This window comes from Pseudomonas libanensis (assembly GCF_001439685.1).
GTDB lineage: Bacteria > Pseudomonadota > Gammaproteobacteria > Pseudomonadales > Pseudomonadaceae > Aquipseudomonas > Aquipseudomonas libanensis.
In genome coordinates, this window is sequence record NZ_JYLH01000012.1 from 164,033 (window position 1) to 187,950 (window position 23,918).

At 60.6% G+C, this 23,918-nt stretch carries 20 protein-coding genes; 15 read left to right on the forward strand and 5 right to left on the reverse strand.

From position 1 onward, the window contains the following. Position 1: 1 nt before the first annotated feature. A complete protein-coding gene (locus TU73_RS19160) occupies positions 2-670 on the reverse strand; it encodes an ABC transporter ATP-binding protein (RefSeq protein ID WP_057013539.1) in 669 nt (222 codons plus the stop codon). A gap of 273 nt (positions 671-943) precedes the next feature. Between TU73_RS19160 and pmrG the strand changes: the two genes are divergently transcribed. The 3 genes from pmrG to TU73_RS19175 all read left to right on the forward strand — a co-directional run bounded on the left by pmrG (position 944) and on the right by TU73_RS19175 (position 5,006). After that, on the forward strand, positions 944-1,624 hold the full coding sequence (pmrG, locus tag TU73_RS19165) for a lipopolysaccharide core heptose(II)-phosphate phosphatase PmrG (RefSeq protein WP_057013540.1): 681 nt from the start codon (positions 944-946) through the stop codon (positions 1,622-1,624). A gap of 182 nt (positions 1,625-1,806) precedes the next feature. Then, positions 1,807-3,462 carry a lipid IV(A) 4-amino-4-deoxy-L-arabinosyltransferase gene (gene arnT / locus TU73_RS19170; RefSeq protein ID WP_057013541.1) on the forward strand — a complete coding sequence of 552 codons (1,656 nt, stop codon included), beginning with the start codon at positions 1,807-1,809 and terminating at the stop codon, positions 3,460-3,462. Positions 3,463-3,488: 26 nt separating this feature from the next. Then, positions 3,489-5,006, forward strand: a complete 1,518-nt coding sequence (locus TU73_RS19175; RefSeq protein WP_057013542.1) for an ArnT family glycosyltransferase — start codon at positions 3,489-3,491, stop codon at positions 5,004-5,006. A gap of 71 nt (positions 5,007-5,077) precedes the next feature. Here the strand turns inward: TU73_RS19175 and TU73_RS19180 are convergent, their stop codons facing one another. Further along, positions 5,078-5,956, reverse strand: coding sequence for a LysR family transcriptional regulator (locus TU73_RS19180; RefSeq protein WP_043049434.1), 879 nt, complete (start codon positions 5,954-5,956; stop codon positions 5,078-5,080). A gap of 131 nt (positions 5,957-6,087) precedes the next feature. On the opposite strand from TU73_RS19180, the gene TU73_RS19185 reads away from it, so the two are divergent. The 10 genes from TU73_RS19185 (at position 6,088) to TU73_RS19230 (ending at position 19,247) form a co-directional block, all read left to right on the forward strand. After that, positions 6,088-6,954, forward strand: coding sequence for an alpha/beta hydrolase family protein (locus tag TU73_RS19185; protein ID WP_057013543.1), 867 nt, complete (start codon positions 6,088-6,090; stop codon positions 6,952-6,954). A gap of 126 nt (positions 6,955-7,080) precedes the next feature. Next, positions 7,081-8,649, forward strand: coding sequence for an ABC transporter substrate-binding protein (locus TU73_RS19190; protein WP_057013544.1), 1,569 nt, complete (start codon positions 7,081-7,083; stop codon positions 8,647-8,649). A gap of 11 nt (positions 8,650-8,660) precedes the next feature. After that, positions 8,661-9,602, forward strand: a complete 942-nt coding sequence (locus tag TU73_RS19195; RefSeq protein ID WP_046068847.1) for an ABC transporter permease — start codon at positions 8,661-8,663, stop codon at positions 9,600-9,602. Next, positions 9,599-10,468 carry an ABC transporter permease gene (locus TU73_RS19200; RefSeq protein ID WP_046068846.1) on the forward strand — a complete coding sequence of 290 codons (870 nt, stop codon included), beginning with the start codon at positions 9,599-9,601 and terminating at the stop codon, positions 10,466-10,468. The genes TU73_RS19195 and TU73_RS19200 overlap by 4 nt, the downstream gene beginning before the upstream one ends. A gap of 2 nt (positions 10,469-10,470) precedes the next feature. Next, on the forward strand, positions 10,471-12,102 hold the full coding sequence (locus TU73_RS19205; protein ID WP_057013545.1) for an ABC transporter ATP-binding protein: 1,632 nt from the start codon (positions 10,471-10,473) through the stop codon (positions 12,100-12,102). 129 nt (positions 12,103-12,231) lie between these two features. Beyond that, positions 12,232-13,512 carry an OprD family porin gene (locus tag TU73_RS19210; RefSeq protein WP_057013546.1) on the forward strand — a complete coding sequence of 427 codons (1,281 nt, stop codon included), beginning with the start codon at positions 12,232-12,234 and terminating at the stop codon, positions 13,510-13,512. 66 nt (positions 13,513-13,578) lie between these two features. Then, positions 13,579-15,096, forward strand: a complete 1,518-nt coding sequence (locus TU73_RS19215) for a serine hydrolase domain-containing protein (RefSeq protein ID WP_057013547.1) — start codon at positions 13,579-13,581, stop codon at positions 15,094-15,096. Continuing rightward, positions 15,093-16,418 carry an omega-aminotransferase AptA gene (gene aptA / locus TU73_RS19220; protein ID WP_057013548.1) on the forward strand — a complete coding sequence of 442 codons (1,326 nt, stop codon included), beginning with the start codon at positions 15,093-15,095 and terminating at the stop codon, positions 16,416-16,418. The genes TU73_RS19215 and aptA overlap by 4 nt, the downstream gene beginning before the upstream one ends. 14 nt (positions 16,419-16,432) lie before the next feature. Further along, on the forward strand, positions 16,433-17,851 hold the full coding sequence (locus TU73_RS19225) for an aldehyde dehydrogenase family protein (protein WP_057013549.1): 1,419 nt from the start codon (positions 16,433-16,435) through the stop codon (positions 17,849-17,851). 601 nt (positions 17,852-18,452) lie between these two features. Beyond that, a complete protein-coding gene (locus tag TU73_RS19230; RefSeq protein WP_057013550.1) occupies positions 18,453-19,247 on the forward strand; it encodes a helix-turn-helix transcriptional regulator in 795 nt (264 codons plus the stop codon). A 16-nt stretch (positions 19,248-19,263) separates the two neighbouring features. On the opposite strand, the gene TU73_RS19235 is transcribed toward TU73_RS19230, so the two are convergent. The 3 genes from TU73_RS19235 to hpaA form a co-directional block, all read right to left on the reverse strand. After that, the gene (locus TU73_RS19235; protein WP_231984782.1) at positions 19,264-20,115 is read right to left on the reverse strand and encodes a hypothetical protein; all 852 of its coding nucleotides are present in this window, start codon (positions 20,113-20,115) and stop codon (positions 19,264-19,266) included. 37 nt (positions 20,116-20,152) lie between these two features. After that, entirely contained in the window at positions 20,153-21,283 is a 1,131-nt protein-coding gene (locus tag TU73_RS19240) for a type III secretion protein (RefSeq protein ID WP_173668883.1), read from the reverse strand. A 207-nt stretch (positions 21,284-21,490) separates the two neighbouring features. Further along, positions 21,491-22,354 carry a 4-hydroxyphenylacetate catabolism regulatory protein HpaA gene (gene hpaA, locus TU73_RS19245; RefSeq protein ID WP_057013552.1) on the reverse strand — a complete coding sequence of 288 codons (864 nt, stop codon included), beginning with the start codon at positions 22,352-22,354 and terminating at the stop codon, positions 21,491-21,493. Between the two features lie 128 nt (positions 22,355-22,482). Here hpaA and TU73_RS19250 point away from each other — a divergent pair, with 128 nt between their 5' ends. Next, positions 22,483-23,148, forward strand: coding sequence for a fumarylacetoacetate hydrolase family protein (locus TU73_RS19250; RefSeq protein WP_057013553.1), 666 nt, complete (start codon positions 22,483-22,485; stop codon positions 23,146-23,148). After that, entirely contained in the window at positions 23,145-23,915 is a 771-nt protein-coding gene (locus TU73_RS19255) for a fumarylacetoacetate hydrolase family protein (protein ID WP_057013554.1), read from the forward strand. Before TU73_RS19250 ends, TU73_RS19255 begins: the two co-directional genes overlap by 4 nt. The last annotated feature ends 3 nt before the right edge of the window (positions 23,916-23,918 follow it).

Below are 23,918 nucleotides of genomic sequence, written 5' to 3' on the forward strand. Positions count from 1 at the left end.
CTCAGCGCGCATCCATCGGCACGACGCGGCCGTGATGCAGCACCACCTGGCGGTCCAGGCGCGCGGCCAGGCGTGGGCTGTGGGTGACCATCAACAGACTCGTAGGGCTGTCGCGCAGCAGGTCCAACAGCAGTTGCAGCACTTCATCGCTGGTGGTTTCGTCGAGGTTGCCGGTGGGCTCATCGGCCAACAGCAAGCCCGGGCGCGAGGCCAGCGCCCGCCCTACCGCCACCCGTTGCTGCTGGCCTCCGGACAGTTGCTCGGGGTAACGCTTGAGCAAATCGCCAAGGCCCAGGCGCTCCACCAACTGCGCCTGCCACTGTGCATCGAAACGCCCGGCCAACCGCGCCTGGAACGCCAGGTTGTCCTCCACGCGCAAGCTGCCGATCAGGTTGAACTGCTGGAACACCAGGCCGATTTCAGTGCGCCGCCAATGGGCCAGTTGCGCCTCCGTCAGTTGGTCGAGACGCTGCGCGCCGATCCGAATGCTGCCGCCATCCACACGGTCCAGTCCGGCCACCAGGTGCAACAGCGTACTTTTGCCGCTGCCCGATTCGCCCATCAGCGCCAGGCTGCTGCGCTCCCCCAGGTAGAGGTCGACACCCGCCAGGACGGCCAGCGGGCCTTGGGGGGTGGCGTAGTTTTTTACAACACCTTGCACCTGCAACATAAAAACGCTCACTGGAAGGACTGCCAACGAGAATAACGGCTGATTGTGCAGCCCATGCAAATTTTTCACATGGATTTCACTGCCTGCCCATCCTCGGCACTTTAGATTGCGCGTCAAACGGCGATAAGCCGCAACTTATTAGTTAGTGCATAGCGTGTATTTAATAGGCAGGTGTTCAGCAAAAAGACAGCAGCGCTATGACAGGCTCCTGTTCCACAACGGGCAACTGCCCATTCACTGTGCGTGTTTATAAACCCAACAATAGTGCCAAAGGTGAACAGCGTGGCAGATATGACCCTGGCCAAGCCTAAACTCAAATGGGCACGGTTAAAGCGCCTGAAAAAATACCGCCTGCAACTGCTGGGTATCACTGTTACCGTCGTTCTTCTGACGGGCTTCCTGTTATGGCCGGCCTCGCCGCTGGACCTGGGCGTCGGCAACCGACTGGTAACCTCGGGGGTGCTCGCCAGTTGGCGCAATGGTGACGTGGTAGTGCTGGTGCGCCATGAAGAGCGTTGCGACCGTTCCACCAACCCTTGCTTCGGCCCCGCCGGCGGCCTCACGGTCCAGGGCAGCCAACGTGCCACGCAACTGGGCAAAGCCTTTGATTCATTGGGCATGGAGCTTACCGACGTGCTCAGCAGCCCCACCACGCGCACCGCCCAGACGTCACTGTTCATGTTCGGCAAGACCGAGCTTTCGCCGGGGCCCCTCGCCATCTGCGGTGACGCCATGGGCGAGGAAATCCTCGGCCACAAACGCAGCGGTCGCAACCTGATGCTGATCACCCACAGTGCCTGCATGAGCGACTTCCAAAAGTCGCTTGGCTTCCCCCACGCTGCCGCGGCTGAATACGGCAGCGCACTGTTCGTCAAGGTATTGCCCAACGGCGAATTCGAGGCATTGGGCACTATGAACATGCGGCAATGGAAGGCTGCACTAAAACAACTTTAAACACACTTTTTTACATATACCACGACTATTACGTTCAGCAAAACGACAGCCCTGTTATGGCATGTTCGCTTGCACCTGTTAGTTAAGTTCCCCCTCAATGGTTCAGTGAACATCGTGACTCTTCGCCCTACGCATTTAATTGCCTCAATGTGTCTTATTGAACGTCATGGAGCGACGTACTCATGACCCGCTTGAATCCCGTGTCCTGGTTATTATTCGGCTTCGCCGTCTTCTTCCTGCTGCCCTTGGGCTTGCATGGTTTGTGGACCCCGGATGAAACCCGCTATGCCCAGGTCAGCCAGGAAATGCTGATGAGCGGCAACTGGGTGGCGCCGCACTTTATGGGGGTGCGTTATTTCGAGAAACCCGCCGCCGGTTATTGGCTGATAGCCCTCGGCCAGGCCGTGTTTGGTGAAAACCTGTTTGGGGTGCGCATCGCCTCGGCCCTGAGCACCGGCCTGAGTGTGCTGCTGGCCTACCTGCTCGCCCGGCGCTTGTGGAACGATCCGCGCAAGAGCTTCGCCTGCGCCCTGCTGTACATGAGCTTTGGCCTGGTGGCCGGGCAAGCGGGATATGCCAACCTCGACCCGCAATTCACCTTGTGGGTGAACCTGAGCCTGGTAGCGCTATGGTTTGCCCTGGATAGCCGCACGCCCGGCGAGCGCCTGGGGGCCTGGGCAGTGTTGGGGTTGGCCTGCGCCATGGGGTTTATGACCAAGGGTTTCCTGGCATGGCTGCTGCCGGTACTGATCGCTGTGCCTTACCTGCTCTGGCAGCGCCGCGTGGGCGAGTTGATGCGCTACGGCCCGCTGGCAGTGCTGGTCGCCGTGCTGGTGTGCCTGCCGTGGGCCCTGGCGATCCACCTGCGGGAACCGGATTACTGGCATTTTTTCTTCTGGCATGAACACATCCGCCGCTTTGCTGCCGACAACGCACAACATGCGCGGCCGATGTGGTTCTTCCTGCCGATCATGGTGGTGGCGTGCCTGCCGTGGGCCGCCTTGTTACCCGCCACATTGCTCAAGACCTGGCAGGAAAAGCGCCAGCCGGCGATTGCCTTTCTCACCCTGTGGCTGCTGCTGCCCCTGGGCTTTTTCAGCCTGAGCAAAGGCAAGCTGCCGACCTACATCATGCCGTGCCTGTTGCCCCTGGCGCTGTTGATGGGCCACGGATTGGTCGACCTGATCAAGCAAGGCAAGGCGCGCACGATTGTGATCAACGGCGCGGTCAATTTCACCCTTGGCATGGCCGCCATGGTGCTGCTGATTTACCTGCAAATCATCGACCCGCTGTACGGCAACAGCCATGCCGAGATGTTCAGCCTGTCCCTGGTGTTTATCGTGCTGTTGGGCTGGATCCTCGCCAACCTGCTGCAAGCAGTACGGCCAATGACGTTATGGGCGATGCCGGCCCTGGGCATCGGCCTGCTGGTGGCATTGTTGCCGGCGGGCATGCCGGCGCTGATCGCGGATAACGAAATGCCCGACCAGTTCGTGCTTGAGCACCTGGACGAACTGCAGCAAACCCAGGCTTTGCTGAGCAACGAACTGGGGGCTGCGTCGGCCTTGTCATGGCGCTTGCGGCGGCCGCAAGTGGCCTTCTATAACACCGTGGGCGAGCTGCGCTACGGCCTGCATTACCAAGACTCGGCACACCGCAAGATCACGCTGGATAACGTCCAGGCCTGGTTGGCCGAGGCTCGCCAGCAGGGTTCGGTCGGCGTGCTGATGCGGGTCAGAAGCACCAGCGAACATCGCGAAGAAGGGCAACTGCCTCCCGGTGGCAAGCGTTATCGCAAAGGCAACCTGGTGCTGACGATTTACCCACGACAACCTTAATGCAGCGCCTGCCACAGGGAAAACCCATGAGCTTCTGGAAAACCGAACGCGGCGCCTTGGCTTTATTGCTGGGCACCTCGGCCTTGCTGTTGCTGCTGGGCCTGGGCAGCCGCGACCTGTGGGGGCCGGAAACCCGCTGGGCGAACATCGCCTTGCAGATGCTGCAAAGCGGTGACTACTTCGATCCCTATCTAAAAGGCACGCCCTACTACGACAAACCCCTGCCCTCCTACTGGCTGATTACAGGCTTCGCCCACTTGATGGGCGGCCTGGGGCCGTGGTCGCTGCGCCTGTCATCGGTGATTGCCGCATGGCTGAGTATCTGGCTGATTTACCTGATTGGCGAACGCCTGTTCCGCAAGGGCACCGGGTTGATTGCCGGCTGGATGCTCGCTACCACCTTCTACTTCCTGTTCTGGGGGCGGGTAGCCACCGCTGATGTGCTGACTGTTTGCGGTGTGCTGGCGGCGGTATGGTGGTATTGGCGTGGGCCGGACGACACACGACTGGGGCGCTACACGGTATTTTTCCTGCTGTTGGCAGCCACCTCACTGTTCAAAGGCTTGATCGGTTTCGTGTTGCCGGGGCTGCTGCTGTTGCCGCACCTGCTCAACGAGCAGCGCTACAAACGTCACCTCAATCTGCGCATGCTGTTGGCCGTGCTCATCGCCGCAGCGTTCTATGCGATCCCTTTCGTACTGTCCCACCACTATGGCGCGCCCACTTACGGCCAGAGCGGCCTGGAACTGGTATTGCGGGAAAACGTGGTGCGCTTCTTCGACCCCTTCGACCATATGGGGCCGATCTACACTTACCTGATCTACCTGCCGGTCTACACCCTGCCTTGGGCGCCCTGCTGGCTGCTCGGCCTGTGGTTGGCCGTGCGGCAGTGGCGCCACACCCCGCCCAACGTGCGCTGGCTGGTGTGGGGCCTGGGCCTGTTATTTGTGTTCTTCACCGCCAGCGGCAGCCGTCGCAGCTACTACGTACTGCCGCTGGTGCCCTTTGCCCAATTGCTCGCCGCCTGGTGGTTGAGTGAACGCCTGCAAACAAAACCGGCGAGTTGGCCGCGTTGGCAAAAAGGTTTTGGACTCAGCGCAGGCTTGATGGTGTTGGTGCTGGGCGTGATCTACCCCTGGACCACCGGCAAGGGCGGCGTGACCCACTTCGCCGCAGACCTGCAGGCCCAAGCGCTGAAAAGCGCCCCCTGGAGCCAGTGGCAATTGGTGCTGGTGGAGGTCGACAACAAGCTGCCGATGTACTTGCAAAACCATGGCAAGCCCTTCTACTACGTCAGCGAAACCCAGGACTTCCCCCGCCAGGGTGACAGCGCCGCATTCATGGCCTGGCTGGACAAAACCAGCGGCCAACGCTTCGACCCGCAGCGCACGATTATCGTCGTGCAGTATTCCAAGCAAGAGCCGATGCCGCTGGCGTTCCTGGGGGTGGATCATCAGATGGTCAGGACGCAGCCGGATAATGGCGAGCGGTTGTTTCAGCCGCGCGAGGATGGGAGCGTAGCGTTTGTGCCCGCCCCGCGGTGAGCCTGTGTAGCTACTGGCCTTTCATCATGGTTTGTAAAGGGCCAGCAAGTCGTATCCCTTTAAGGGGATGATTACGTTGCCACAGCCGACATCAGCAGCTTGCGAATTTCCCCGGTAATTGCACTTTTGGTGCCTTGCTCCAAGATCCCTACTCGGCGCACCGCCAAGTCTCCCGGCAATGGCAGTACACGCAGGCTTGGGTCTTTGTGCCAGTCGAAATTTTTCAGCAGCGGCACAATAGCAACTCCGACTTGCTGGCGTACCAGGTCTGCGATGCCGATGATCGAGTTCAGCTCGAGGATTTCCAGCGGTTCGACCGATTCACTCTTGATGATCGACTGCACCTTGCGACCCACGGCGGTGGAACGGTCATAGCGAATGAACGGCTGGGTCCTGAGCAGTTCCACAGCGTCATTGATGCCTGCGGTTTGCGCAGTATTGGCGAGCATGACGATGGGCTCGTTGTAGAGCAGGGTCCAGCTCAATCCATCGAAGTTCTGCCGCGCGGTCTCGATCAGCAATGCCGCGTCGAGCTTGGCGGCGTGTACCAGGTTGACCACTTCGTCGGAGCGGGCGGTCATCAGGTTGACCGATATGCGCGGGTGCAGCTTTTTCAGTTGCACCAGGCAATTGGCGAGCAGGCCCATGCCGGAGGTAATGCCGCCGATGGACACTTCACCTTCCATGGCCATGCCATCGGGCGCCTCTGCAATCATTTGCTCGTAGTCCGCCAACAGGCGCTTGGCCTTGGGCAGCAACAACACGCCATCACGGCTCAGCTTGATCTGCCGCTGGCTACGGTCGAACAGCGGTCGGCGCATCTCTTCTTCGAGGGCGCGCATTTGCTGGCCGACGGCGGCGTTGGTGAGGGCCACACGGTCGGCGGCGGCGGCAAAACTGCCGTACTCGGCGACGGCGATAAACGTCTTGAAGAAACGAATGTTGCTCATGGGTAGGCCCGCGCTCATGGGTACGCCGGCATAGTAAAGCTTTTGTTTACCCTGGCTAAAGTTAAATTAGTTTTTCTTTTTATAGTGCTCGACCAATACTCAAGTCCGAACTGACTCGGCGAACTTTCCAAATGAGCAATCCAGATATCAGCCCTGAAAACGCAGCATTACGTGCGGCAAAAAACGTGTATCACCTCGGCGCCACCACCGTGTACTCCCACTATGAGGACAGCCGGTTTGCCTACACCCTTTACGTGCCTGAAAGCATCGAGGACCGCACCCGGCCGGTAGACCTGGTGGTTTCGCTGCACGGCTCGACCCGCGCGATGGAGATTTATCGCAATGGTTTCGCGGAATTTGGCCGCTGGAACGATTGTGTGATCCTGTCGCCGCTGTTCCCGGTCGGCGTGTTGGGCGACGGCAATGGTGATGGCTACAAGCAGATGGTCGAAGGCGATATCCGTTACGACCAAGTGTTGCTCGACATGATCGCCAACGTTGGCAAGCGCTACGGTCGCAGCTTCGATACCTTTGCACTGTTCGGCTATTCCGGTGGTGGGCAATTCACCCATCGCTTCTGCTACCTGCATCCCGAAAAACTCTGGGCGGCGTCCATCGGCGCACCGGGTTCGGTGACCCTGCTCGATGCCGATCAGGACTGGTGGGTCGGCGTGCGGGACTTTGCCACACGCTTTGGCAAACCGTTGAACCTGCCTGCTTTGCGGCGATTGCCCGTGCATATGGTGGTGGGGGATTCAGACCTCGAAACCTGGGAAATTACCCACCGTGAAGGCGGCAAGCACTTCATGGCCGGTGCCAACGCTGCTGGACGTACGCGACCGGAACGTCTGGCTACCTTGAAGGCCAGCTTCGAGGCCGCCGGTGTGCAGGTGCACTTTGACCTGCTGCCCAACGTCGCGCACCAGGGCATCAAGGCCATGCCGGCGGCCCAGGATTTTTTCGCCAAGGTGTTGCGCCACAAGCGCAGCCTGGGCTGATTTACCGCTGCACGCTGCACTCAGAACAGACCGTATAACAATAACCAAGGATTCACGCATTCTGATGCCGGTCCTGCCTTGGCCCACGCCAACGACCGGAACATTTCTTCAAGGAGTCTTTCTCCCGTGAACAATTACGTAAAGACGGCACTGGCCGTCGCGCTATCGGCGTGCACGTTTTCCATGGCCGTCGCCCAAGACAAGGTCATCAGCGTTGGCCTCAACGGTGATATCCGCAGCACCGACCCGGGCGTCAACCGTGATGACAATACCGATGCGGTAATGATGCATATCGTCGAAGGCCTTGTGGCGTACCGCGAAGACACCAGCGTCGCGCCGATGCTCGCCAGTGCGGTCGCCGTGTCGCCGGATGGCCTGCGCTACACCTTTACCCTGCGCGACGGCGTGCACTTCCAGAATGGCCAGTTGCTGACCGCCAAGGACGTGCAATGGACTTGGCAGCGTTACCTCGACCCCAAGACCCAGTGGCGTTGCCTGGCGGAGTTCGATGGGCGCGGTGCGGCCAAGATCGTCGACGTCGCCGCCCCCGACGCAAACACCGTGGTGTTCACCCTGGACCAGGCCAACGGCTTGTTCCTCGCCGCCATGGCTCGCCCGGATTGTGCCGGCAGCGGCATCCTGCACCCGGACTCCCTGGCTGCCGATGGCAGTTGGCGCGCACCGATTGGCACCGGGCCGTTCACCCTGGGCAAATGGCAGAAGGGCCAGTACGTCGAGCTGGAGCGTTTCAAGGCCTACAGCCCACGGGCCGAGGCCACGGCGGACGGCTACACCGGCAACAAGCAGGCGTTTGTCGACAAGGTGCGGTTTGAAGTGATCCCCGATTCCGCCTCGGCCAAGGCCGCGTTGCTGTCGGGTGGCGTGGACCTGCTGCCGGATGTCACGGCGATGGACGCTGCGCAACTCAAGCAGGTGAAGAATCTGCAGGTCCAGGTCAGCCCGATCATGACCATCAGCGGCCTGCTTTTCCAGACCCGCGACCCGTTGCTCAAGGATGTGCGTATCCGCCGTGCGGTGGCGTTATCCCTGGATTACTCGCAGATGGTCGCGGCGTTGTCCGACGGCTTGTCGGTGCCCAACAACTCAATCATTCCCACTGCCAGTCCGTACTACGACAGCACCGCGCACCAGGGTTATACCTACAACCTCGACGAGGCCCGGCGCCTGTTGAAGGAGGCCGGCTACCGCGGTGAAAAAATCCGCATGCTGGTCAACAAACGCTACCCGCAGATGTTCGACATGGGTTTGCTCAGCCAAGCCATGACCCAGGCGGCAGGGCTGAACATCGAGATGGAAACCCTGGAGTGGGGCACACAGTTGGAGCGTTACCAGACCGGTAGCTACCAGATGATGTCGTTCTCCTATTCGGGACGTTTCGATGCGGCGCAAAGCTACGAATCGGTGATCGGCGACAAGGACAAGGAACCGCGCAAAGTCTGGGACAACCCCGAGGCCCTGGCGATCCTGCGTGAGGCCCAGCGCGAAGTGGATCCCGCCAAGCGCCGGCCCCTGTTCGACCAACTGCACACGCTGATGCTCAAGGATGTACCGATGGTGGTCATCTACAACGGCACTGCCATCGGCGTCATGGGTAAGCGTGTCGAGGGTTATCGTTCCTGGCCTGTTGCCAAGCCGCGCCTGTGGGGCGTGAAGCTGGCCGACACTTCCAAGTAAGGCGTAGCGCTATGTTTCGATTCATCTCACACAGGCTCGGCATGGCGGTGCCGACCCTGTTGCTGATCTCGGTGATTGTGTTTGCCTTGATCCGCCTGATCCCCGGCGACCCGGCCTTGCTGATGCTCGGCGACATGGCCGACCCGCAAAGCCTGGCCGATATGCGCAGCAGCCTGGGGCTGGACCACTCGGTGGTGACCCAGTACCTGATCTGGATAAAGTCGGTGCTCAGTGGCGACCTCGGGGTGTCCATCAGCAGCCGCCAGCCGGTTTTGGATTTGCTGGTGGAGCGCTTCAGCGTCAGCGCCACGGTGGTGCTGGTGGCGGTGCTGTTGGCAACCCTGCTGGCGGTGCCGGTGGGTCTGCTCGCGGCCTGGAAGCAAAACAGCGCGATGGACCTGGGCCTGGTGGTGACGGCGACGCTGTTGCTGTCGGTGCCGAGCTTCTGGTTGGGCTTATTGCTGCTCTACGTGTTCGGTATCCAGCTGGGCTGGCTGCCGGTGATCGGCTACGTCGGCTTTGGCAGCGACCCGATGAAAGCGCTGACTTATGTGGTGCTGCCAATCGTGACCCTGACCCTGGTTGAGTTCGGCGCCATCGCCCGAATGGCACGGGCCAGCACCATTGAAGTGTTGCGCCTGGAATATATCGCCCATGCCCGGGCCAAGGGCTTGTCGGAGGGCGCGGTGCTGTGGAAACACGCCCTGCGCAATGCCTTCGCACCGACCTGGACCCTGATCGGCCTGATCCTCGGCAACCTGCTCGGCGGCATTGCGGTGCTGGAAACCGTGTTCACCTTGCCCGGTATCGGCCGGCTGATGGTCGACGCGATCTTCTCCCGCGACTACCCGGTGTTGCAGGGCTGTCTGTTGCTGATCACCTGCATCTATGTGTTGGTCAACCTGTTGGTGGATCTGCTGTATCCGCTGTTCGATCCAAGGGTGAAGCTATGAACTTGAAGACGCCTGCCCTGCCCGGCGTAGCGGCGATCCCGCCGCGTCGACGCCGACGCTACCCGCCGCTGAATGCGCTGATTGGCGGCGGCTTGCTCGCAGCCCTGGTGTTGTTGGCCTTGCTCGGCGTGGTGTGGACGCCATACGACCCGCTCAAGCTCGACCTGCTCTCGCGCCTGCACGCACCGAATGCCGTGCACTGGCTGGGCACCGATGAATTTGGCCGGGATGTGTTCAGCCGCTTGATCATCGGTGCGCGCACCAGCCTGTGGATCAGCCTGCTGTCGGTGAGTGTGGCGGTGGTCTGCGGCACGCTGATCGGCATGCTCGCCGGTTACCTGCGCGGCTGGACCGACCGCATCCTGATGATGCTCAACGATGCGCTGCTCGCGTTCCCCGGCATCCTCATGGCCCTGGGCATCATGGCGATTGTCGGCGCCAGCCAGTACGGCATCGTGCTCGCCCTGGGCATTGCCTACACGCCTTCGGTGGTGCGGGTGGTGCGCGGCAGTGTGCTGTCATTGCGTGAGTTGGAGTTTATCGAGGCGTCGCGGGTGATCGGCAACTCCGAGCTGTACACCATGTTCCGCCACATCACGCCCAACTGCCTCGCGCCGTTGTGTGTGCTGGCCACCAGCATGTTCGGCTGGGCGTTGCTCTCGGAGAGCGCGCTGAGCTTCCTCGGCCTTGGCGTGCCACCACCGGCCGCGACCTGGGGCAGCATGCTCTCGGCGAGCCGCACCTATATCTCGAACGCGCCGTGGCTGGGGATCTTCCCGGGCATCTTTATCAGCCTGACGTTGCTTGCTATCAATCTGTTCGGCGATGCCTTGCGTGATCGTCTCGACCCGCGCATGAGGAAATGAGCATGAGCGTACCCGTGCCTTTGTTGGCCGTTGAAAATCTACAGATTCGCGTCGGCGTGGACGGTCCGCTGGCCGTCGATGACTTCAGCTTCACCATGGCCCCCGGCGAGATCGTCGCACTGGTGGGCGAGTCGGGCAGCGGCAAGACCATGGCCGCGCGCGCTGCCATTGGCTTGTTGCCAGCACCGATGCAGGTGTGCGGCGGGCGCATCATCTTCCAGGGCCAGGCCCTGGACAGCAGCAATGCCAAGGCCATGCGTGAAGTGCGTGGCGCACGGATCGGCATGGTGTTCCAGGAGCCGATGGTCTCGCTCAACCCCGCGCTGACCATCGGCCGGCAGATGAGCGAGGCACTCAAACTGCATACCACGCTGGATGCGGCGACGATCCGGGAGCGCTGCATCGCCATGCTGCAACGCATCGGCATCAAGGACGCCGAAAAGTGCCTGGCATCCTACCCGCACCAATTCTCCGGGGGCATGCGCCAACGCATCATGCTGGCCTCGGTGATGCTGCTGCGCCCGGCGCTGCTGATTGCCGACGAACCCACCACGGCCCTGGATTGCCTGGCGCAACTGGATGTGATCGAGTTGATGCTGGAACTGACTCGCGAGCAGGGCACCGCGATTCTGTTTATCAGCCACGACCTGTCCCTGGTGGCGCGTTATGCCCACAAAGTGATGGTGATGCGCTCGGGCAAGGCGGTAGAGCAGGGCCGTATCGAAGACATCCTCTTTGCGCCCAAGGCCGAATACACCCGGCAATTGCTCGAAGCGCTGCCACGGCGCGGGGAACTGGTGCCAGTGCCGGCGGCCGACAGCGCGTTGTTGCAGGTCCGGGATGTGTGTATCGAACACCCGGGGCCGCGCAGCTTCTGGGGGCGCAGCGTGCCCAAGCGCGTGGTGCACTCGGTGAGCCTGAGTATCGCGCCGGGCGAGACCCTGGCCCTGGTTGGTGGCAGCGGTTCGGGCAAGACCACCCTCGGGCGTGCGGTCGTCGGCTTGGTCAACCCCTGTGCCGGGGCGATCCTGTTCCAGGGCGTGGATATCCTCAAAGCCGCCAACCGGGCACATCGCCTGCAATGCCAGATGATCTTCCAGGACCCGTATTCGTCCCTCGACCCGCGCATGACTGTCGGCCAGATCCTCGCCGAACCGCTGCGCCATGAACCCGCCCTGACGGCTGCGCAAAAGCGCCAGCGGGTCACCGACACCCTGGTCGACGTGGGCCTGCCCGAACAGTTTCGCGAGCGTTTTGCCCATCAACTCTCCGGTGGTCAGCGCCAGCGCGTGGCGATTGGCCGGGCGTTGGTGCGCCGGCCCAAGCTGGTGATTGCCGACGAGCCGATTTCGGCACTGGACATGACCATCCAGAAGCAGATCCTCGAACTGTTCGAGCGCTTGCAACGCCAATACGGCTTTGCCTGCCTGTTCATTTCCCACGATCTCTCAGCGGTGGAACGCATCGCCCACCGTGTGGCGGTGATGAACCAGGGCGAGGTGGTCGAAATGGGCCCGCGTGACTCGATTTTCGACGCCCCACAACACCCTTACACCCGTCGGCTACTCGCCGCGGCCAGCCCCTTGGAGAAACGTGCGGACGGCAGCTACCGCCTCCGTGCCAGCGTGATTTAGGTACTGCTGCACCCCAGGCCACGGCATTAAACCCAGCCCTTCGCAAATCGACGGTTTGCGAAGCGGGCGAAGCCATGGCCGAAGAAAACAAAAACAACCCCACTCAACCTGTCTGCCAGGAACCTACACATGAATAACCGCATCAACAAAGTTGTCGCCAGTGCCAGCGTCGTGGGCGCCGGTTTCATGCCCTTGTTTGCCCAGGCCGACTTCGTCGCCGACAGCAAAGCGGCGCTGGAGTTGAAGAACTACTACTTCAACCGCGACTACCGCGAGACCAGCGGGCAGAACAAACGTGCCGAATGGGCGCAGGGTTTTATCCTCAAACTCGAGTCGGGCTTTACCGACGGTACCGTGGGTTTTGGCCTGGACGCGGTGGGAATGTTGGGCATCAAGCTCGATTCGAGCCCGGACAACTCCGGCACCGGGCTGCTGGCACGCTCCAGCATGGCCGAGCCAGGCTCCCCCAGCTACGCCCGCCGCGCCCATGACAACTATTCAAAACTGGGCCTCACCGGCAAGGCGCGCCTGGCCAAAAGCGAGTTGCGCGTGGGTTACATGGTGCCTGACCTGCCGACGCTGCAGCCGAACCTGAGCCGCCTGTTCCCGCAGAGTTTCAGCGGTACCGCAGTGACCTCCAAGGACATCGACAAGCTGACACTGACCGCCGGCCAACTGGACCAGGTCAAGCAGCGCGACTCAACCCACTACGAGGATATGGGGCTTACCAGCCAGTACGGCGCCTACAAAAGCAGCGCCAAGAGCGATGAGTTCCGCTACGCCGGCGGCGAGTACGCACTCACGCCGACGACCTTTGTGACCTACCAGTTCGCGCAACTGGAAAGCCTGTACCAACAGCATTACCTGGGCTTGAAAAACAGCTTTAAGTTGGGCCCGGGCACGTTCAAGACCGATATCCGCTATTTCAGCGCCAGTGAAGACGCTGCAGGCCTGGCCGGCAAGGTGGATAACCGGGCGTTGAGTACGCGCATCGGCTATGGCCTCTACGGCCACAACCTCAGCGGCGGTTACCAGGAACAGTACGGCTCGACGCCGTTCACCTATGTGGACGGCACCAACACCTACCTGTTCACCGAGTATCAACTGGCCAACTTCTCCCAAACCGGCGAGCGCGTGTGGCATGCCCGCTATGACTATGACTTCGCCTCGCTGGGCATTCCGGGCCTGCTGTTCTCGACGCGTTATGCCAAGGGCGACAACGCCAAGGTCATCGGCTTCAACGGCGAAGGACGCGAGTGGGAGAGGGACTTGAGCCTCGGCTATGTGGTGCAGAGCGGCACGTTCAAGGATGTCTCGCTGCGTTGGCAGAACGCCAGCGCGACGAGCAACTTCGCCCGTGACACCAACGAAAACAGAGTGATCCTGGGCTACACCGTGGCGCTCTGGTAGCGGTAATGGCGTGCAACAGGAACAGCCTGTTGCACGCCCAAGCAGTGGAAAGAGGGGATAGATCAGATGACGAGTTTGCCGTTGCGACGGGCACTGCCCAGTCAACAACGCGTATCGGCGCGTGGCGTAAGTGATTTCATCGAAGCGGTGAACGCTGCGGACCTGGAGTTGCACAGCTTCATGCTGTACCGCGATGGCGCGGTGGTAGCCGAAGCGTTTTGGGCGCCTTATTGCGCCGAACGCCTGCATGTCCAGCATTCGGCGACAAAAAGCTGGGTGTCCATGGCCGTCGGGCTGTTGGTGGATGACGGCGTGCTGTCGCTGGACGCCAAGGTGGTGGATTTTTTTCCCGCCGATTGCCCGGCATCCATCAGCGCCAACCTGGCGGCCATGACCGTGCGGGATTTGCTGACCATGCGCACCGGCCATCGCCAGGGCATTTCTGGTGGTGCCTGGCGCGGGCGCAGTGACAGTTGGGTGCGGTTGTTCCTCAATGAGCCGGTCGAAGACCCGCCAGGGCACCGGTTTATCTATAGCAGTGCGTCGAGCTTCATGCTCTCGGCGATTGTCAGCGTAGTCAGCGGCCAGACGGCGTTCGAGCTGTGCAACGCACGTATCTTCCAACCCATGGGCATGGGCCCCATCGAGTGGGACCTGGCTCCTGGCGGTTTCAACACCGGTGGCAATGGCCTCAGTTGCCGCACCGAAGACTTGCTCAAATTCGGCGTGTTGCACTTGCAACACGGCAACTGGCAGGGGCAGCAATTGCTGTCCCGAGAATGGGTGGCCGAAGCGACCCGTGGGCACGTCGATGATGTATGGATGGGCGCCTTCGATGGCAAGCGCTACCTGAGTCGCGACGAGTCGAGCGGCGCGGCTGTCACGCGCCGCGAAGGCTACGGCTACCAGTGGTGGATGACCCTGCACGGTGGGTATTACGCCTCCGGCGTGTTTGGCCAGCAGTGCATCGTGCTACCGCGCCATAACGCGGTGATTGCGTTTACCGCGGGACTCGCCCTGGGCGAGCGGCGCTTGCACAGCCTGCTCTGGGAGCATCTTTTGCCGGCGCTGGACGTACCCAGCGAAGGCTCGGCGGATGCCGCGCTGGCGGCGCTGCTGGCCCATCAACAACGGCCAGTCATGTCTGGCGCCGCGAGCTCGCCGCGCCAGGCTGAATTCAGCACTACGTTTGCCATGCAGGCCAACGAAGACCAGGTCAGCGAAGTGCGCCTGGAGTTCGGGCCTGAGTATTGTGACTTTTACCTCACCGACCCCCGTGGCACCCATTGCATCCGTGCCGGGTTGAGCGCCGGCATCGAAACCCAGACCAGCATGACCGGCCACTATCTGCATCACCAATACCAGCCGGAACTCACCCCCGTGGTGGCGCAGGCGCGCTGGACCGAAGACCGGGTGTTGAGCATGACCTGGCAGTTTGTCGAGACGGCGTTTTGTGATCGGGTCACCTGCCGTATCGAACACGGCACCTTGTACGTGGACCGCAGCGTCAACGTAAACGCAGGCCCGTTGCAGCGCCCGACGCTGGCCGGCCATCCAACCATCGCTTTGCAGGAGTCGCCATGAACGATTTTTCCAACCCTTCAGTTTCCGCGCGCGGCGCGTTCTGGGCGCCATTTACCCCGATGCGCCAGTTCCAGCAACAACCGATGATGTTCGCCAGCGCCGACGGTATGCACTACACCACCACCGATGGGCGCCGCGTACTCGACGCAATGGCGGGGCTGTGGTGCGTGAACGCCGGGCATGGCCAGCCGAAAATAGTCGAAGCCATTCGCGAAGCGGCGGCGCGCCTGGACTTTGTCTCGTCGTTCAAGATGAGCCATCCCCAGGCCCTGGAAATGGCCGAGCGCCTGATCGACATCAGCCCCGCCGGTATGGAGCAGGTGTTCTTCACCAACTCCGGATCTGAAGCGGTGGATACTGCGTTGAAGATCGCGCGGGCGTATCACCAGGCGCGTGGTGATTGCCGTCGGACCAAATTTATCGGGCGTGCCAAAGGCTACCATGGCATGGGCTTCGGTGGGCTGTCGGTATCCGGTATCGGTCGCCAGAAACGTGACTTTGGCCCGCTGCTGGGGGAGGTCTCGCACCTGCCATTGCCCTATGACGCGGGCATGCGTTTCAGCGTTGGGCAGCCGCAGCAGGGCGCCAGTTACGCTGATGCGCTGACACAACTGCTGGATATCCAGGACCCGAGCACCGTGGCCGCGGTGATTGTCGAGCCGGTGACCGGCTCCGGCGGGGTTTATGCGCCGCCCCAAGGCTATTTGCAACGCTTGCGCGAGATTTGCACACGGCACGGCGTGCTGTTGATTTTCGATGAGGTAATCACCGGTTTTGGCCGCGTCGGCGCGCCCTTTGCCGCGCAAGCCTTCGGCGTGCTGCCGGACCTGATCACCACCGCCAAGGGCCTGACCAACGGCGCCGTGCCCATGGGCGGCGTGCTGGTCAGTGGCGCGGTGTATGAAGCGTTCATGGCCGGGCCGCAGAACGTCATCGAACTGATGCACGGCTACACCTATTCCGCGCACCCACTGGCGTGTGCGGCCGGGTTGGCGACCCTGGAGGTGCATCGTGAATTGGGCATCAACCAGCACGTCAACGCGGTGAGTGGGCTGTGGCAGTCGACCGCACTCGCGCTGCAAGGCATCGGCGCGGTGCTGGACGTACGCGCGATCGGTTTGCTCTGCGCGGTGGAGCTCGAGCCGCGCCCAGGTTTCCCCGGCGCGCGTGGCAGCGAGGTTGCGCAGTGGTGCTTCGACAACGGCGTGCTGGTGCGCGGCTCGGGTGACACCATTGTGATTTCGCCGCCGCTGGTCATCAGCCCGCAGGAGATCGCCCAGGTGTTCGAAACCCTGGCGAGTGCCCTGAAACACGTCGCCTGAAGGGAGTCCAAGGTATGTCGGATCTGTTTGAGTTCTATATTGACGGTGCCTGGGTCAAGCCTCACGGCACGGCCATTGAGCCCGTGGTAAATCCGTCCACCGAGCAGGTGGTTGCGCGCATCACCCTTGGCGACAGCCACGATGTGGACCGCGCAGTCGGCGCGGCCAGGCAAGCGTTTTCCGGGTTCGCAGCAAGTTCGCTTGAGGCGCGTGTCGACCTGCTGCAACGCATTATCCAGGCCTACAAACTCCACAGCGAAGCGCTGGTCGAAGCAGTTCACCTGGAAATGGGCGCGCCGCTGTCCCTGGCCCGCAGTGCACATGTGCCGGCAGGCCTGGGCCATCTGGTGCAGGCGCTGGAAGTGCTACGCGATTACCGCTTCGAACGCCGCGTGGGCCAGACGCTAGTGGTGCGTGAGCCTATCGGCGTGTGCGCCCTGATTACCCCTTGGAACTGGCCACTCAATCAACTCACCTGCAAGCTCGCACCCGCCCTGGCGGTGGGCTGCACCGTCGTACTCAAGCCAAGTGAGTGTGCGCCGTTGTCGGCGCATATCGTCGCGCAAATCCTGCATGAGGCCGGGGTGCCGAAGGGGGTGTTCAACCTGGTCAACGGTAATGGGCCGGTGGTTGGCGCTGCGCTGGCCAGCCATGCCGAGGTGGATATGGTGTCGTTTACCGGCTCGACCCGCGCCGGCATCGCAGTGGCCAAGGCGGCGGCCGATACAGTCAAGCGTGTGTCCCAGGAGCTGGGCGGCAAATCCGCGAATATTCTGCTCGACGACGCCTATCTGCCTAGCGCGGTGCGTCACGGGTTACAGGCGTGCATCCGTAACAGCGGCCAGTCGTGCAATGCGCCGACGCGCCTGCTAGTACCGCGCACGCAGCAACAGGCTGTGATTGATATCGTCCGGGAAGAGCTGGCGCAGGTGTGTTTCGACGACAGTCAGCCGACCTGCGCCATCGGCCCTGTGGCGAACGCCCTGCAATTTGAACGGGTTCAGGCCATGATCGTTCAGGCCATCGCCGAGGGTTCGCGATTGATCGCCGGAGGACTGGGACGACCACGGGGGATTGAGCGCGGGTACTACGTGCAACCTACGGTATTTGCCGACGTCACCCCGGACATGCTCGTGGCGCGGGAAGAAATCTTCGGCCCGGTCCTGGCGATCATACCGTACGACAGCGAAGCCGAGGCGATAGCCATCGCGAACGACAGCCCTTATGGCTTGTCAGGCTACGTCACCTCGACCAGTCTTGAACGCAGCCGTAGGGTTGCGCGGCAATTGCGCACCGGCATGGTCCACCTCAACGGCGCCCGGGCCGACCAGGCAGCGCCGTTTGGAGGCTACAAGCAGTCGGGTAATGGGCGGGAGTGGGGCGAGTTGGGGTTTGAAGAATACCTGGAGAACAAGTCATTGTTTGGGTATTAACGTTTCAGAGACATCCCAGTTGGCTGCCAGGCCGCCTTCGCAGGCAAGCCAGCTCCCACATTTGGATCGCGGCGCGTCAGTTAGATCAGCGTCGGCTGTCAGATCGTTACGGGAGCAAGCCCCCTCCCACACTGTGCGTATTCCAATGCCTGGATTCAACGCCCTTGAAGGTAACACTCTGAATGTGGGGGGTGAGGGCCCTGTCTGTCAGCCGAAACCCGGACATTCAACTGGATAGAACGGGGTTGGCGAGCGATTCATTGCTGAAACGATTAAAGCCCTGTAGGAGATTGGCTATATGTAGCCGATGCCGGCATTCGATCATTCATCTAAATTAATATTTTTATCCGGAATATCAGATAGTTAACTGTCTGTAAAAATAATCCGCCTGCCTTCGTTGCCGTTTTTACTCGCCAGAAACGTCGAATTACTGACGCGACTTTTATGGCAGCCTGTGTCCCGGGTTTCCGCTACATACGTAGGATAAATCCCTATGGCTTAATAAAATCGCGAACGCCGAGTTACGTTCAAGCAGTACGGACCGCCCCGCCCAGGCCCAGCGCGTCCGTTGACGGTTTTCGACATCAAGGATGAGATGGCTATGAGTCTGACCCGTAGTATTGGCGACACACAGGGCCCGCATTTTTTTGCCGAAATGGGCGAGCTGATTTCGAGCAGTGGCAACGAACACTTCGCCGCCAACATGCTGCATCTGGTGGACAAGTGGGTGCCAATCCATTTGGTAGACCTCAGCGAATGGACCCTGGATGAACTGCGCGACCGCGTGCTGGACATCAAGTTGCTGGGCAGCGCCGGGCTGAACAAGGACTTGTCTATAGACCAGACCCTGCACCCGCTGAATGACCACCCGTTGCTGCGCCAGATGCTGCGCATGCAAGACCCGTTGCTGATCCAGATGAAAGCCAAGGCCGACAGCGCACACCCACGGGGCAGTTCGCACCAGTGCAACCTGGTCTCGCGCCAAGGCAATCGACGCTGCGTGATTTCGTTCTATCGGCCTGCAACCCAGCGTGGGTTTTCCCTGGCGCAGTTGTCGTTTCTCAAATGCTTGTCGGACATCCTGTTGCCGCTGATGGAGCGGCACGCACAGCTTCTGCGCCAGGCACCGCAGGCCGAGACCGACCCGGCCCATGCCCTGCTGGAGCAATCGCAATGGCAGCGCGAATTCTACAAACGCCTGTCCCTCAGCGATATCACCTTGTCGGCACGGGAGCAGGAGGTGTGCCTTGGCCTGTTGACCGGCGGCACCGTGCCGCAGATCGCGGAAAAACTCAGTGTCAAAAACAGTTCCATCGAGACCTACCTCAAGCGTGCCGCCGCCAAGCTCGGCGTGAGTGGCCGGCACGGCCTGGCCAAATGGATGGTGGGCGCCTGACGAACACACGGACGCGTTAGAGCAACTTGAGCCCAACCGCGGCATAACGGTTTGTGTCGCGGTAATGCAGTGGCTGTTTGTTCCCATAAATGTCCAGGAAGCCGTCCACAACGGCCATCGAATGAAACCCGCCCGTGACCGTGCCGATGGCGCCGCTCAGTAAGTCGTGGAGGCTTGCAGGGGCAACAAAGTCCTTCAAGCCCAGGCGACGCAACGCCTGTCCCGGATACTCGCCATCATTGAGACTGCGCATGGCTGCGGCAAAACTCAGGTTGGCCTCCCCGTCATTATTTTCAAGGTAGGCTCGTTTAGCACTGACCGCATATAAAAACTGCGCATTGACCAGAACATCGTTGGGCCGATCGCTGCCGAAGTTGGCGCCGGCCTTGGCCTGCGCTAACTCGTCATGGGTGATGTCCAGCTTGAACCTATCGCGCATGACAATGCGATAGCCGGTATCGGTGGTCTCTATCGTTTTGTAAATACCGTAAGGGTTATGGCCGAATCTCATCATCGCGGCTTTAATGGCGGATATCGTCACGCAATTACCTTCGGTCAGTTGGTAAAAGTCCCTGAAAATATCAGTGGGCTTACTGCCCTTGTTCGCAGGCGTACCTTTCAAGAACTCATTAGATTTGCCAGTGCGGTGATCAGGGGCCTGCGCCGGCAAAGTTGTTATATCGACAGGTTTTAACCGCGCAGATAACATCGCCAATAAACGCTCCAGCTCGCCGACCAGGCTACTGAGTTGTTCGGAAGTTCTGGCTGGTGCAGACGTGTTGGCGGAAGACAAAGCATGTTGAGAAGTAACGGTATCGCTTGCCCTGGCGTAGCCCAAAGCGACAGAACTGACAGAAGACACTAACATTTTGAATAACTCCCTTTCACTGAATGAACACGTTAAATCATCCCCGAAGTGTGACCACCTTCAATGAGGGTGAAACCGGCGTGTTATATAACTGCCCCTCCATCACGCCCTCAATAATCACGCCGTTCTTGTTTCTCTCGCCCTTATGCAACGGCACCCCGACCTGCGCACCCAATGCACTGGCATCTATGACCTGAAGATGTTCTTTAAGACCCAGATAGGACAGCGCCGTGTCACCGTCGATGCCGCCTCCGGCCCCCGACAGCACACCGGGATAAGTACGATGTGCGTGGTACGCGCTGTCTTTTCCGTACGCACGCATGAAGGAATCCGTTGCGCTGTCGCGCGCAAGCTCCAGGTATTGACGCTTGCTCATCACGCCAAACAGAAATTGCGCGTCCTTGACCATGCCTTCATCGCCACCACTGAATTTGGCCGCCTTGGCCGCCAGTTGAAGCTCTTCCCGGGTGATATGCAGCTTGAAGCCGTCCCGCATGGTCACGTCATAGCCGTCACCGTGCCTGGCGACTTCCTTGAAAATTCCGGTTGGGCTTTGCCCGAATGTGGCCATGGCCACCTTGATCGCGGCCACATGTTCTTCTCGGCCCCAAGTGCCCAGGTAAGGAAAATTCTCATACGTGGCGCGCATCCCGTTGCGCAGGTCATCGGGCTTTTGCCCTTTGGCCTTTTCAGACAAGAACATGGTGATCGGCTCCACGTTTTTATCTGAAAACATTTCAATAAGTTCGCCATCAAACCCGTTACGCGTACTGGCCAGATTCGATCGATTCATGAACGGTGCCAATTGTTCCTTCCATTCACTTCTGGGGGTTGGCACGGTGTTCGCTGCAGGCACGGCATTCACCAATGGCCTGTGCGGCGGGCTCACAGAAGGGGTTGGGTGAAGCGCTACGGGTGGCTGTGGTTTCGCAGCCTCATTTTCCTTGTCCATCCATGTTTTAAGTGCCATGACCAATGTACTCAGCAACGTCAATAGTTGCCCAAGTTCTGCGTCACGGTTTGAGTTAACGATTTGGCCAATCGGATAATGTGCCGGTAATTGACCAAAGTGATTGAGTCGATTCGTAACTGACTGATCAAGCGTTTTATCAGGCGGTGTAAAGGTTGAGTGCGCAGGAAAATAAACAGGCTGAGTGTGCGTTAGCATTGTAGGGCGTCTCATTTAATCGGAGGAGAATAATAGAAAACTATCAAGCGCTACTTGCCCACCGCCGTTGCCGAACCCGGCACTGAACAAGTTCTCTTGCGTGGCCAGGCGGTCAGAAAAGTTCCTGCTAGACAGGTAACAACATCCTTCTCGTTCAACGAACCACTATCAGAAAATTCCTCAGCTTCTGGCTTTTTGTCCCAACAATTATCGGCGCATCCCCGCCTGCCGCACCCGATACTCCCCCGGCGTCATCTGCGCATAACGCAGGAAAAACCGGCTGAAATACGCCGGGTCCTTGAACCCCAGTTGATAGCAGATTTCATTTGCAGAACTGCCGCTAAACAACAGCAGGCGCTTGGCCTCCTGCATCAGCCGTTCAAGGATCAAGCGCTTGGAGGGCAGGTCAGCGATGCGCCGGCACACTTCATTGAGCCGCGCCTGGGTCACGCCAATGCCCTCGGCATAGCGCGCCAACGACCAATGTTCCAGGTAATGGGCTTCGACCAGTTCGTTGAAACGATGAAAAATGCGCAGGTCTTCACGGGCCATCGGGCGTGCCGGCAAGGCGTGGGCGCACAGGCGCAGCAGGCGGATCATGATCAGGCGCGTCAAGCTGTCGAGGGCGGCAGCGCGCCCTGCCCGCTCGGCGTTGATCTCGCTGCACAGTGCTTCGAAGAGCTGATCCAGCCCGTCGGCATCGTCGCCCAGCGCGACACAGGCCGCACCTGAGGCGAGGCTGGGGTCGGCGTCGATCAATCCCCACACCAACTGCTGGCGCACCGTCAACACATGCCCGTCGGCATCGGCTTCGGTGACGAAGGCGTGGGCCACTGTGGGCGGCGTGAGGAAAAACATCGGCCCCGACTCGACGTATTGACGATCATCCAGATAAACCCGCACCGCGCCACTCTTGACGTAATGCACCTGGAAAAACCGGTCATGCCGATGCACGGCCATGTTGCGCCCGAAGAACCCCGCCAGGTTGCCGAGCTTGTCGTAATGCACCTCGGCATCGCTGTAACGCTGGTCGTAGACCTGCCCGATGTTGATATTGGGAATCGGCTTCACGCGGCCATCCTCTTGTTGTTCTGATGCCGTTGGAGTTTGCCATGCTTGACGGTAGTTAACATATTAATTATAACGTTAACAACTTAACGAACTGCCAATGCAGCCTTCGTCACCGCCAGGAGAAACGCATGAGCCGTACCCTGCATGATGTTGCCAGCGGCACCCTGTTCGGCGTTGCGCTGAACTACCAGGGCCTGCTGGAGCAACATCTCGCCGCCTTCGAGCAGGCGCCCTACCAAAAGTCGCCGACCAAGCCGGTGTTGTTTATCAAGACCCCCAACACCCGCAATGCCCATGGCGGCGTGGTGCTGCAGCCTGCGGGCGAGCGCCTGCAACCGGGCCCGGCGTTGGGCGTGGTGATCGGTCAGCGCGCCAGCCGCGTCAGCCTGGACAATGCCATGGCCCATGTCGCCGGATATGTGGTGGTCAACGAGTTCAGCCTGCCGGAAGACAGCTACTACCGCCCCGCCGTCAAAGCCAAATGCCGCGATGGGTTCTGCGCCCTGGGGCCTGAGGTGATTGCCCGCGACCAAGTGACCAACCCCAATCAGCTGGGCCTCAAGCTCTTCGTCAACGGCCAACTGCGCCAGGAAAATTCCACGGCCCATTGGGTGCGAGACATCGCGCAATTGATCGCCGAGATCAGCGAGTTCATGACCCTGCACCCTGGTGACGTGCTGATCACCGGCACACCGGAAGGCCGCGTCGATGTGCAGCCTGGCGATCGGGTTGAAGTTGAAATCACCGGTGTGGGCCGTTTGCTCAACATCATTGAGGCAGAGGCATCGGCATGAAACGCGCACGTATCCGCTTTGAAGATCAAATCCATTCAGTGCAGGTCGACGACGACTGCAGCGTGCGCCTCAGCGATGGCCGCCGGCTCGCGCAAGAACAGGTGCAATGGCTGCCACCGGCCACTGGCAATATGTTCGCCCTCGGCTTGAACTATGCCGACCATGCCGCCGAACTGGCTTTCACACCGCCGACCGAACCGCTGGTTTTTATCAAGTCAGTCGGCACCTACACCGGTCACCGCCAGGTCACCTGGCGCCCGGACGACGTTGCCTACATGCACTATGAGTGCGAGCTGGTAGCGGTGATCGGCAAGACCGCCCGCAACGTCAAACGCGCCGACGCCCTGGATTACCTGGACGGCTATACGGTGTGCAACGACTACGCGATCCGCGACTACCTGGAAAACTACTACCGCCCCAACCTGCGGGTAAAAAACCGCGACGCCACCACCCCGGTCGGCCCGTGGATCGTCGACGTGGCTGACGTGCCCGACCCGGGCAACCTGAAATTGCGCACCTGGATCAACGGTGAGCTGCGCCAGGAAGGCAGCACTAAAGACATGATTTTCGATATCCCCTACCTCATCGAATACCTGTCCAGCTTCATGACCCTGCAACCTGGCGACATGATCGCCACCGGCACGCCCGAGGGCCTGGCCGATGTGGTGCCGGGGGATGAAGTGGTGGTGGAAGTCGAAGGCGTGGGCCGCCTGGTCAACCGTATTGTCAGTGAGACGCAGTTTTTCTCCGCGCGCAAAGAGGCTTGAGCA

What these genes read in the sequence shown, in the direction of transcription:
- TU73_RS19240 (WP_173668883.1), bottom strand. Translation starts at nt 21,283, where the DNA reads ATGCTAACGCACACTCAGCCTGTTTATTTTCCTGCGCACTCAACCTTT.
- TU73_RS19215 (WP_057013547.1), top strand. Translation starts at nt 13,579, where the DNA reads ATGACGAGTTTGCCGTTGCGACGGGCACTGCCCAGTCAACAACGCGTA.
- TU73_RS19185 (WP_057013543.1), top strand. Translation starts at nt 6,088, where the DNA reads ATGAGCAATCCAGATATCAGCCCTGAAAACGCAGCATTACGTGCGGCA.
- TU73_RS19250 (WP_057013553.1), top strand. Translation starts at nt 22,483, where the DNA reads ATGAGCCGTACCCTGCATGATGTTGCCAGCGGCACCCTGTTCGGCGTT.
- TU73_RS19195 (WP_046068847.1), top strand. Translation starts at nt 8,661, where the DNA reads ATGTTTCGATTCATCTCACACAGGCTCGGCATGGCGGTGCCGACCCTG.
- TU73_RS19225 (WP_057013549.1), top strand. Translation starts at nt 16,433, where the DNA reads ATGTCGGATCTGTTTGAGTTCTATATTGACGGTGCCTGGGTCAAGCCT.
- TU73_RS19255 (WP_057013554.1), top strand. Translation starts at nt 23,145, where the DNA reads ATGAAACGCGCACGTATCCGCTTTGAAGATCAAATCCATTCAGTGCAG.
- TU73_RS19205 (WP_057013545.1), top strand. Translation starts at nt 10,471, where the DNA reads ATGAGCGTACCCGTGCCTTTGTTGGCCGTTGAAAATCTACAGATTCGC.
- TU73_RS19160 (WP_057013539.1), bottom strand. Translation starts at nt 670, where the DNA reads ATGTTGCAGGTGCAAGGTGTTGTAAAAAACTACGCCACCCCCCAAGGC.
- TU73_RS19235 (WP_231984782.1), bottom strand. Translation starts at nt 20,115, where the DNA reads ATGTTAGTGTCTTCTGTCAGTTCTGTCGCTTTGGGCTACGCCAGGGCA.
- TU73_RS19210 (WP_057013546.1), top strand. Translation starts at nt 12,232, where the DNA reads ATGAATAACCGCATCAACAAAGTTGTCGCCAGTGCCAGCGTCGTGGGC.
- arnT (WP_057013541.1), top strand. Translation starts at nt 1,807, where the DNA reads ATGACCCGCTTGAATCCCGTGTCCTGGTTATTATTCGGCTTCGCCGTC.
- TU73_RS19180 (WP_043049434.1), bottom strand. Translation starts at nt 5,956, where the DNA reads ATGAGCAACATTCGTTTCTTCAAGACGTTTATCGCCGTCGCCGAGTAC.
- TU73_RS19230 (WP_057013550.1), top strand. Translation starts at nt 18,453, where the DNA reads ATGAGTCTGACCCGTAGTATTGGCGACACACAGGGCCCGCATTTTTTT.
- aptA (WP_057013548.1), top strand. Translation starts at nt 15,093, where the DNA reads ATGAACGATTTTTCCAACCCTTCAGTTTCCGCGCGCGGCGCGTTCTGG.
- TU73_RS19175 (WP_057013542.1), top strand. Translation starts at nt 3,489, where the DNA reads ATGAGCTTCTGGAAAACCGAACGCGGCGCCTTGGCTTTATTGCTGGGC.
- TU73_RS19200 (WP_046068846.1), top strand. Translation starts at nt 9,599, where the DNA reads ATGAACTTGAAGACGCCTGCCCTGCCCGGCGTAGCGGCGATCCCGCCG.